General features: G+C 74.4%; 12 protein-coding genes and 1 pseudogene. 6 read left to right on the top strand and 7 right to left on the bottom strand.

The features are described 5' to 3' along the window. Positions 1-623, top strand: a 623-nt coding sequence (locus AE652_RS27270) for a Dyp-type peroxidase (protein ID WP_049656151.1), incomplete at its 5' end; no start/stop codon positions are given. Positions 624-724: 101 nt separating this feature from the next. On the opposite strand, the gene AE652_RS27265 is transcribed toward AE652_RS27270, so the two are convergent. Both AE652_RS27265 and AE652_RS27260 read right to left on the bottom strand, forming a co-directional pair. Further along, a complete protein-coding gene (locus tag AE652_RS27265; protein ID WP_049656149.1) occupies positions 725-1,984 on the bottom strand; it encodes a cytochrome P450 in 1,260 nt (419 codons plus the stop codon). A gap of 102 nt (positions 1,985-2,086) precedes the next feature. Further along, positions 2,087-2,725 (bottom strand): TetR/AcrR family transcriptional regulator, encoded by a 639-nt coding sequence (locus tag AE652_RS27260; protein ID WP_049656148.1) that lies wholly within the window; start codon positions 2,723-2,725, stop codon positions 2,087-2,089. 101 nt (positions 2,726-2,826) lie between these two features. Between AE652_RS27260 and AE652_RS27255 the strand changes: the two genes are divergently transcribed. Both AE652_RS27255 and AE652_RS27250 read left to right on the top strand, forming a co-directional pair. After that, a complete protein-coding gene (locus AE652_RS27255) occupies positions 2,827-3,222 on the top strand; it encodes a DUF4345 domain-containing protein (RefSeq protein ID WP_049656147.1) in 396 nt (131 codons plus the stop codon). Positions 3,223-3,314: 92 nt separating this feature from the next. Then, positions 3,315-3,857, top strand: coding sequence for an MOSC domain-containing protein (locus tag AE652_RS27250; protein ID WP_049656145.1), 543 nt, complete (start codon positions 3,315-3,317; stop codon positions 3,855-3,857). A gap of 11 nt (positions 3,858-3,868) precedes the next feature. Here AE652_RS27250 and AE652_RS27245 read toward each other — a convergent pair whose 3' ends face one another. The 3 genes from AE652_RS27245 to AE652_RS27235 all read right to left on the bottom strand — a co-directional run bounded on the left by AE652_RS27245 (position 3,869) and on the right by AE652_RS27235 (position 4,990). Further along, positions 3,869-4,171: a hypothetical protein gene (locus tag AE652_RS27245; RefSeq protein ID WP_049656144.1), complete on the bottom strand. Its 303-nt coding sequence runs from the start codon at positions 4,169-4,171 to the stop codon at positions 3,869-3,871. A gap of 99 nt (positions 4,172-4,270) precedes the next feature. Next, entirely contained in the window at positions 4,271-4,591 is a 321-nt protein-coding gene (locus AE652_RS27240; protein WP_369808334.1) for a metal-sensitive transcriptional regulator, read from the bottom strand. 78 nt (positions 4,592-4,669) lie between these two features. Beyond that, the gene (locus tag AE652_RS27235; RefSeq protein ID WP_049656141.1) at positions 4,670-4,990 is read right to left on the bottom strand and encodes a heavy-metal-associated domain-containing protein; all 321 of its coding nucleotides are present in this window, start codon (positions 4,988-4,990) and stop codon (positions 4,670-4,672) included. A 231-nt stretch (positions 4,991-5,221) separates the two neighbouring features. Between AE652_RS27235 and metF the strand changes: the two genes are divergently transcribed. Then, positions 5,222-6,154, top strand: a complete 933-nt coding sequence (gene metF / locus AE652_RS27230) for a methylenetetrahydrofolate reductase [NAD(P)H] (RefSeq protein WP_082346002.1) — start codon at positions 5,222-5,224, stop codon at positions 6,152-6,154. A gap of 80 nt (positions 6,155-6,234) precedes the next feature. Here metF and AE652_RS27225 read toward each other — a convergent pair whose 3' ends face one another. Both AE652_RS27225 and AE652_RS27220 read right to left on the bottom strand, forming a co-directional pair. Then, positions 6,235-6,540, bottom strand: coding sequence for a hypothetical protein (locus AE652_RS27225; RefSeq protein ID WP_049656139.1), 306 nt, complete (start codon positions 6,538-6,540; stop codon positions 6,235-6,237). Positions 6,541-6,731: 191 nt separating this feature from the next. After that, positions 6,732-8,318, bottom strand: coding sequence for a hypothetical protein (locus tag AE652_RS27220; protein WP_049656136.1), 1,587 nt, complete (start codon positions 8,316-8,318; stop codon positions 6,732-6,734). A 129-nt stretch (positions 8,319-8,447) separates the two neighbouring features. Here AE652_RS27220 and AE652_RS27215 point away from each other — a divergent pair, with 129 nt between their 5' ends. Both AE652_RS27215 and AE652_RS27210 read left to right on the top strand, forming a co-directional pair. Next, positions 8,448-9,116 (top strand): RNA polymerase sigma factor, encoded by a 669-nt coding sequence (locus tag AE652_RS27215; protein ID WP_082346001.1) that lies wholly within the window; start codon positions 8,448-8,450, stop codon positions 9,114-9,116. Then, positions 9,113-9,297: pseudogene (locus tag AE652_RS27210) on the top strand (hypothetical protein); the annotation flags it as partial. The gene AE652_RS27215 and the pseudogene AE652_RS27210, both read left to right, overlap by 4 nt.

The following is a 9,297-nucleotide window of genomic DNA, read 5'->3' as shown; positions in this document are numbered from 1 at the left end:
CGGCCCGGGCGGCGGGCGCGACCGCGCGGTGGACGCAGTCCGGCTTCCTGGCCCGGACGGCCGGCGGCGCCACCCCGCGCAACCTGTTCGGCTTCAAGGACGGCACGGCGAACCCGGACGGCACCGAGAGCGGGCAGTGGGTCTGGGGCCCGCCGGGGCCGTACGAGCACGGGACGGTGCTGGTCTACCGCCGGATCCGGATGGACACCGCCGCCTTCGCCGCCCTCCCCGTCGACCACCAGGAGCAGGTGATGGGCCGCCGGGCCGGCGACGGCGCCCCGCTCACCGGCACGGCCGAGCACGACGAGCCGGACATCTACGCCAAGAACCCGGACGGCTCGTACCTCATCCCGGCCACCGCGCACGTCCGCCTCTCCAGCCCCCGGCTGGACGGCGGCGCCCGGATGCTGCGGCGCGGCTACAACTACGACGACGGCCCGGGCGACCGCGGCCTGCTGTTCTGCGCTTTCATGCGCGACCCGGCCCAGTTCACCCGCGTCCAGAACCGCCTGGCGGCGCGCGACGCCCTCAACACCTTCATCGAGCACACCGCCTCGGCCGTGGCCTACGTCCTGCCGGGCGCGCCGGAGGGCGGGACGCTGGGGGAGGGGTTGTTCGGGTGAGCCGGGGGCGGTGGTCGGCCGCCCCGCCCGACGGCTGAGGCCGGGCGGCCGACCGCCGGTGCCGGCTCCCGGCCGACCGCCGGTGCCGCCTCTCGTTCGGCCTACCAGTCGACCGGGAGGCGGGCCGGGCTCCGGGTGGTGCCGCCGAGCTGCCAGGCGAGCTCCGCTACCGGGGTGGTGAGGCGCAGGCCCGGCAGGGCGGTGGCGAGCCGGTGCAGGGACTCCCGCATCTCCAGCCGGACCCGCCAGGCGCCGATGCAGTAGTGCGGGCCGGAGCTGAAGGCGAGGGTCGGGGCGGGGAGCGGGAGGCCCAGGTCGGCGTCGAGGCCCTCGGGGTAGACGGCCGGGTCGCGGTTGGCGCTGCCGAGGCTGACGGCGACGACCGAGCCGGCCGGGATGGTCACGTCGCCGACCTCGACCGGCGCGGTGGTGCGGCGGATGGTGGCCTCGTCGTCGCCGAGCGGGATGTAGTGCAGCAGCCGTTCGGCGGTGCGCTCGGCGGTGTCCGGGTCGGCGAGGCGCGGCCAGTGCTCGGGGCGTTCGCCGAGCACGTAGACCAGGGCGTTGGCGAGGGCGCCGGCGACGCTCTCGTTGCCGCTGGCGGTGAGCCCGGCGACCAGGAAGACGAGGGACTCCTCGGGGACGCCGCCGTCCTGGTCGGCGGCCCGGACCAGCCGGCTGACCAGGTCGTCGCCCGGCTCGCGGCGCCGGCGGGCGACCAACTCGCCCATGAAGGAGCCGAATTCGGCGAGGGTGGCGTCGTGGTCGGGGTCCGTGCCCGGTTGCTGTCCGCCGTCCTGAGCGCCGTCCTGCCCGCCGTCCTCGCCGCCGCCCTGGTCCTCGCCCTGGGCGAGCAGGGCGCGGGTCCAGCGCTGCAGCCGCTCCTCGTCCAGGTGGTCCGGCCCGTCCCCGTCGAGCCCCATCAGCCGGGTGGTGACGGCGAACGGCACCGGCCGGGCGAAGGCGGGGACCAGGTCGGCCGTCGGGCCGGCGGCGACCAGCCGGTCCACGGACTGCTGGACGGCGGCGGCGACCCACGGCTGCCAGCCGGCGATGGCGCGCGGGGTGAAGGCCCGTTGGGCGGTGCCGCGCAGCCGGCGGTGGGCGGGCCCGTCCTGGTTGAACAGGGACGCCGGGTTGGCGGCCACGTCGGCGGTGGCGCCCGCGGTGCCGACGTCATGCAGGTCGGCCCGGGTGACCCGGGGGTCGCCGAGGACCTGCCGGACGTCGTGGTAGCGGGTGATCAGCCACGCGGGGGTGCCGTCCGGGAGGGTGGTGGGGTGGGGCGGCTGGGCGGGGGTGGTGGGGAGCCGGTGGAGTGGGGGGAGGGTGGTCCCGGTGTCGGCTGCGGCGGAGTCCATGGGTCCCTTCGCGGGGTTCGGAGGTCCGGCTGGTCGAGGGGAGTCAGAGTATCCAATTGTCATATGTTCATGAGGAATTGGGCGCTTGCGGAGCTTCTCCCCTTACGTCCCGATGGTATGCCCTCGGTGCCCCCAGCCGGGTGCCGGATCGACGGGCAGCAGCGGCCGGAGCGCGCCCAGCACGGCGCCGATGCAGGCGTCCCGCAGCTCGGTGCGGGAGCAGCTCTCCTCCGTCAGCCAGTCGATGACCAGCACCCGGACGAACACCAGCCAGCTGCGCAGGACCTGCGACACCGCCAGTCGCGCCCGCTCGTCCGCGAGCGGGAGGACGCCGAGCAGCCGGCCGCGCAGGGCGTCGAGCTCCTCGGTGATGATGGTCTGGATCACCTGGTCCCCGGCCAGCACGCGGTTGGCCGCGAGCACGGCGTGCCGGTTGGCGATGAAGTAGTCGAGGTGGGCGTCCATGCCCTCGACCAGCTGCTCGACCAGGGTGTCGCCCGGGTCGAACCGGCTCCTGGCGAGCAGGTCGGCGGAGGCCTCCCGGTAGACGGCGGCGAAGAGTTCGTGCTTGCTCGCGAAGTGCCGGTAGAGCAGGGCGCGGGAGACCCCGGCCTGCTCGGCGACCTCCTCCATCAGCACCCCCTCGTACGGCCGTTCGGCGAACAGCCGGGCACCGACGGAGAGCAGCTGGGCGCGTCGCTCGGCGGGGGAGAGCCGGCGGCGCCGTTCGTGGACTGGCATGCGGGCCAGGCTACTTGACACATGTCTACTTGCCGGCGCTAGCGTGGTGGGCAACGTAGTAGACACGTGTCAACCAGACCTCTGTGAGGGGTGGACGAGCCATGGCCAAGGCGTTGCGGGTGCTCGCGTGGACGATGGGGATCGCCTGCGTGGCGATCGGCTTCCTCCACATCCTGCTGGGGAACTCCGCGATGCCCGGGATCGCGGACGCCGGCCCGACGGTCGGCAGCTTCGGCCGCTTCATGGGCGCGGTCTTCGCCGGGTACGGGGCGGCCTGGATCCACGCCGCCCGGCAGACGCCGGTGCCCGCCCGGCCGGTGCGGTGGCTGGCGGCGGTCCTCCTGCTGGGCGGCCTCGCGCGGGTGCTGTCGCTCGTCGTCGACGGCCGTCCGCACTGGTTCCAGCTCGTGCTGATGGGGATCGAACTCGGGCTCGCACCCGTGTACTTGTGGGTCGCCGACGCGGACGAGCCGGCGCACGTGGACCTGCGGTCCTGAGCTCCCCCGGTTCCATCATCGGGGGGCCGGTCGTCAGCGGCGGCTATGCTGCTCCTGCGATCGAACGTACGTCCGCGAGGAGGGTCCGGAGCATGAGCGGCACCGTGGTGGCGGTCAGCAGCAACGCCGAGTACTCGTTCACCAAGCCGAACCGGAACGGCATCACCCTGCTCGCCGGTCTGGGCGTCGAAGGGGACGTGCACGCCGGGGTGACGGTCCGGCACCGGTCCCGGGTCGCCCAGGACCCGACCCAGCCCAACCTGCGCCAGGTCCACCTGATCCACCGCGAACTGCTCACCGAACTCGGCGAGTCGGGCTTCGACGTCACGCCGGGCGCCCTCGGCGAGAACATCACCACCGAGGGCGTCGACCTGCTCGGCCTGCCGGTCGGCGCGGTGCTGCGGATCGGCCCGGAGGCCGAGGTGGAGATCACCGGCCTGCGCAACCCGTGCACCCAGATCGACGCCTACCGGCCCGGCCTGCTCAAGCAGGTCGTCGGCCGCGCCGAGGACGGCACGATCGTGCGCCGCGCCGGCATCATGGGCGTCGTCCGCACCGGCGGCCCGGTCCGGCCCGGCGACGCCGTCGCGGTCGAGCTGCCGGACGGCCCGCACCGCCCGCTCGACCGGGTCTGACCCCGCGGGCCTCAGGACGCGTCGCCGTCCCCGTTTCCATCGACGCGGCGCAGGTCGTAGAGGTACGACCGGCCGGCCTTCCAGCTGCGCCACGGCCCGGTCGGTGGGAGCTCCCGGTGCCGGTCCTCGCCCAGCAGCGGAGCGGAGTTGGGCACGCCCTCGGCGTCGACGACGCACCAGCCCCGCTCCGGCGTCCACCGGCACCACAGGTCCAGGTCCCGCCGCCGGTAGGACGGGCGGCCGTTGGCGGTGCCGTTCAGGTCGAAGCGGTAGACCAGGCCGGCCAGGCGGCGGACGAACTCGATCGCGGACACGGCTGATCCCCTCCTGGAATGCCCCGGCGAGATACCCCCACCCCGTAAAGGTGACGGCTCCCGGGGGCCGTCGGAGGAGCCGTCACCGCTGGAACGCGGTCAGGACCTGACCAGGCGGGCGATGGCCTGGTTGGCCTCACGGATCTTGGTGCCCGCCTCCTGGCCGCCCTCGGCGATGGCGTCCCGGACACAGCATTCGATGTGCTCTTCGAGGAGTTGGAGGGCGAAGGACTGGAGGGCGCGGCTGGCGGCGGACACCTGGGTGAGGACGTCGATGCAGTAGGTGTCCTCCTCGACCATGCGCTGGAGGCCACGGATCTGGCCCTCGATGCGGCGGAGCCGCTTGCGGAAGTCGTCCTTGTGCGAGCTGTAGCCGGCCATGGCCGTCTCCGGTTCCTGTGCGGTGAGGCGTGCGCTCACTCTACCGGGGGCGTGCCGAGGGGGAGTCGGCCCGGACGGGCGGGGTGGCGCCCTCCCGTCCGGGCCGACGTCGGAGGCTCAGGCCTCGACGCGGCCGACCAGCTCGTAGCCGGCCTCGTCGACGGCGGCGGCCACGTCGGAGTCGGCGAGCGGCAGGGTGCTGCCGACGGTGACCCGGCCGGTGGCGAGGTCCACGGCGACCTCCTCGACGCCGTCGAGCTTCTTCAACTCGGCGGTCACCGAGGAGACGCAGTGGCCGCAGGTCATGCCCTTCACCTGGAAGACCGAGGTCCGGCCGGACTCGGCGGCCGGGGCCGCGCCGGCGCCGGTGCCGCACGAGCCGCAGCAGGAGGTGGCCTCGGCGGCGGCGGACTCGACGGTGACGGTGGTCTCGCTCATGGGTGTGCTCCTGTCGTGGTGCCCGGCGCCGGCCGGACTGCCCGGGCGGCTGCTTCCTTTCGAACATACCATACCCCCCTAGGGTAATTGCTAGAGCTGCCGGAGCACCTTCCGCCGCCCGGACGGGGCCGTCAACGACCCGCTGTGACAGTCCTGTTGCGGGTGCCGGGGCAGGGTGGAGGAGCTCCCCCGCATCCCCGGACGACCGACCCCACCACCTGAGGTGAACCCATGGACCACACCACCCGGCGCACCCCGCGCGGCCTGCGCGACATCCTCGCGGCCGGCGAACGGACCTACTCCTTCGAGTTCTTCCCCGCCAAGGACGAGGCCGGCGAACGCGCCCTGTGGGCGGCGATCCGGCGGGTGGAGGCGGTCGCGCCGACCTTCGTCTCGGTCACCTACGGCGCCGGCGGCTCCTCGCGCGACCGCACCATCGGCACCACCGAACTGATCGCCGCCCAGACCACCCTGCGCCCGGTGGCCCACCTCACCGCCGTCGGCCACTCCACCGCCGAACTCCAGGCCGTCCTACGGCGCTACGCCGACGTCGGCATCCGCGACGTCCTCGCCCTGCGCGGCGACCCGCCGGGCAACCCCAACGGCCGCTGGGAGCCCCACCCGCAGGGCCTGCGCTACGCGGCCGAACTCGTCCGACTCGTCAAGGAGTGCGGCGCGTTCACCGTCGGCGTCGCCGCCTTCCCCGAGCGCCACCCGCGCTCGGCGGACTGGGACGACGACATCCGGCACTTCGTCGCCAAGTGCCGGGCCGGCGCCGACTACGCCGTCACCCAGATGTTCTTCGACGTCGAGCACTACCTGCGGCTGCGCGACCGGCTGGCCGCGGCCGGCTGCGCGACCCCGGTCATCCCCGAGATCATGCCCGCCACCGACGTACGCCAGATCAGCCGCTTCGCCGAACTCAGCGGCGCCTCCTTCCCCACCGGACTGGCCCGACAACTGGAGGCGGCCCGCGGCGACCGGGCGACCGCCCACCGCATCGGCGTCGACCACGCCACCAGGATGGCCGAACGCCTCCTCCACGAGGGCGCGCCCGGCCTCCACTACATCACCCTGAACCGCTCCACCGCCGCCCTGGAGATCCACCGCAACCTCGCCCTCACCACCCCGACCCCCCGCCCCCTGACCCCCACCGCAGCCTGACCCCTGCGGTGAACGGCGAAGCCGAACCAGTCCGGCGCCGGCCTCCCCACCCGAGGAGGCCTGCGCCGGAGGGCGCCTCGCTACGAACGGAGTCCATCATTCGCGCGTTCCGTCGCGGCGGCCGACTCGGCGAGTGCACGGACGACGAGCAATGCCGTCCCCTCGTCGTGGATCCCTGTCGATTCCCTCTGCTCCACGATCATTTCCGCTGCCATGTGCGCCGTGGCATGCGCCAGCGAGTACTCGCCCAGGACCAGATCCCGCCCGATGATCCCGATGACAGCGTCGAGAGCGGGGACGACGTCGTACAGGTTCCTTCCATCCGCCCACACGGCTTCTCGGGCCCTCGGATCCTCACTCATGAACGAGATCTTCTCAAGGATCACGAGGCCGACCGACTGTGGGGCGGCAGTCGTGCGGACCCCTGGCCACCGACTCCACCGCGGCCGGCGGCGTGAGCGGATCGGCTTGGCCGGGATCCCGGCCAAGCCGATCGCGGATCCGGTAGGCACAACAGGGCCCTGCCCTGCCGTCAGGCTTCGGTGAGGACTGCTCAGGGTTCGTCGCAACGGGACGGTCAGCGGGTGCGGTAGGCCTCGGTGATGGTCTGGTCGAGGGTGTTGCCGTCGGTGTCGGTCAGTTCGGCGCGCAGGGAGACGGCGGTGCCGGCCGGGGGGTTGTGGACAGTGACGGCGCCGGCGTCGAGGGGGAGGCGGGTCCAGGAGGCGCCGCCGTCGGTGGAGGAGGAGACGGTGAGCGAGCGGACGCGGCCGTGCGCGGCGGCGCCCTGCACGGTGACCGGGATGCGCAGCGCGCTGCCGGCCGTCGCGGTGCCGGTCGGGTCGAGCTCGGGGGCGAACCGGACGACGCTGACCGGGAGCGCGGTCGGGGCGGCGGTGGTGGCGGAGGCGAAGGTCCAGGACGCGGTCACCCGGGTGGTCGCGCCGGCCGCGGCCTTGCGGGTCACGGTGGTGGCCAGGCGGTAGCCCGCCGTGCCCGGGGTGACGGTGAACTCGCCGCGCCCGGCCGCGTCGGAGGCGGCGCCGACCAGCACCCCGTCGCGGTACAGCGAGGTGTAGGCGGTGTCGAACGACGGGGTCCACGGCACGTGGCCGTCGCCGTCGGCGAGCAGCGGGACGTCCGCGGTGATCCGGTCGCCGTCGCGGGAGACGGCGGGGCGGTCGGTGAGCGCGGGGCCGAAGACCGGGCCGTCGAAGGTCCGGGTGGTCGTGGCCCCGGCCCGTACGGCGACGCGGTCTTCGGTGTAGTAGGTCGGCCGGCTGCCGTCGGCGCGGGGGACGGTGACGCCGATGTCCCAGGTGCCGCGTTCGGGTGCGACGTGGAAGGTGGCGGGGCCGGGTGGGGTGACGCTCCGGGATTCGCCGATGCTCGCTCCGTCGCTCGGCTGGAGGCTGACGAGCGCGGTCCCGGCGCCGCCCGGTCCGGCGGCGCCGCGGATGTTCACGGTGGCCAGCTCCTGCGCGGAGTAGTGCTTGCTGAGCCCGGTCAGCGCGCGGGTGCCGGTGGAGGTCCGGCCGAGCAGGTAGCCGCCGGTGTCGGTGTCCCAGTTGACGTCGAACCACTGCTTGACCGCCCCGGCCTCGGTCTCCGGCCCGAGGTGGGCGACGCGCAGGTTCGGCGACCCGTTGGCGACGTTGACGGTCCTGGTGGCACCCTCGTGTGTGACCTCGACGAACATCCCGCTGTGCCGGAAGCGCGCGGACCCGTCCGGGGGCCGGACGTCGACGAGGGCGGTGGTCCGCGCGTCGACGGTGACGGTGGTGTCGTGGTCGAGGTCGAGGCGCGGCTGGACGATCCAGTCCGTCCAGATCGTCCCGCCCGGCTCCAGCCCCGAGGTCAGGTTGCTGTCCAGCACGTACCGGCCCTTGGGCAGCCGCACGGTGGTGACGCCGGAGGGGGCGTCCAGCCGGACCGAGGTGTCGGCGCCGGGGCCGGAGATCCCGGTGACGCTGGTCCGGTACGGCGCGGTCGGGTGGCCGGCGCGGTCCAGGTGCCGGACGGTGAGGGTGTACGTCTCCGGCTCGGCGGCGAAGGCCGGGCCGCCGAGGGCGGGAGTCGAGGCGCCGACCAGGGCGACGGCGACGGCCAGGGCCCGGAGGGCGTTCCGGCGGGGAACGGAACGGGGAGCGGAAGCGGTGGTCATGTCCTGTACTGCTCGGAGGGGCACCGGAGTTCCTGTGAGCCGGGCCACATCGACGGTGGGTCGGGGCCTGTGACGCACGTCACCGGAACCCGGGTGCCGGACCGGGCAGGGCAGAGTGTGGAAGCACTCATGAGAACGCGTCTGCGCCGCGGCGACCCCGACGTCCTGGGCGAGCTCTACGACGAGCACGCCCAGGTGCTGTACCGCTACGCCCTGCGCGTGACGGGCGACTGGGCGGAGGCCGAGGACGTCGTCTCGACGACCTTCCTGGAGGCGTGGCGGGGCCGGGAGCGGCTGCACCCCGACGGCGACGGCCTGCGCCCGTGGCTGCTGGGGATCGCGACCAACGTCATGCGCCGCAACGCCCGCGCCCGGCGGCGCCGCGACCTCGCGCTCGCCCGGATCCCGGAGCGCGGCGCCGTCCCGGACTTCTCCGACGACCTGGTCGCGCACCTCGCGGACGTCGAGGAGCTGCGGGCCGCGCGCCGGGCGCTCGCCCGGCTCCGGCGCCGGGATCGGGAGGTCTTCACGCTGGTGGTGTGGGCCGGGCTGGACTACGCGAGCGCGGCCGAGGCGCTCGGCACGCCGGTCGGGACCGTCCGCTCGCGGCTGTCCCGGGCGCGGGCCCGGCTGCGCGAACTCACCGAGGCCGAGGCCAGGGCGGAGGCGAAAGCCGAAGCCAAGGCCCGCACTCACGTCCCTGTCTCTGTCCCCGTCCGCGTCGCCGCCGCCCCCGCCCTGCCCGTACCGGGCCGCCTCCCCGCGCTCCGGCCGTCGACCCAGGAGAGCCACGGATGAACGCCACCCCACGGCGCGCCGCGCAGCGCCCGGCGTCCGAGGAGTCGGAGCGCCGCGAACTCGCCGGGCTGCTGCCCCCGCCGGCGGTGCCCGGCCTGGACGCGGACCGCCGACTGCTGCTGAGGGAAGCGCTGTTGCGCCAGGCCGCCGAGCCGCAGGGCCGCCCCGTTCCGCGAGCCCC

It is taken from the genome of Kitasatospora sp. MY 5-36 (genome assembly GCF_001182915.1).
Classification (GTDB): Bacteria; Actinomycetota; Actinomycetes; order Streptomycetales; family Streptomycetaceae; genus Kitasatospora.
The sequence above is the reverse complement of the archived record's forward strand: the minus strand, read 5'-3'. Positions and strand labels throughout refer to the sequence as shown.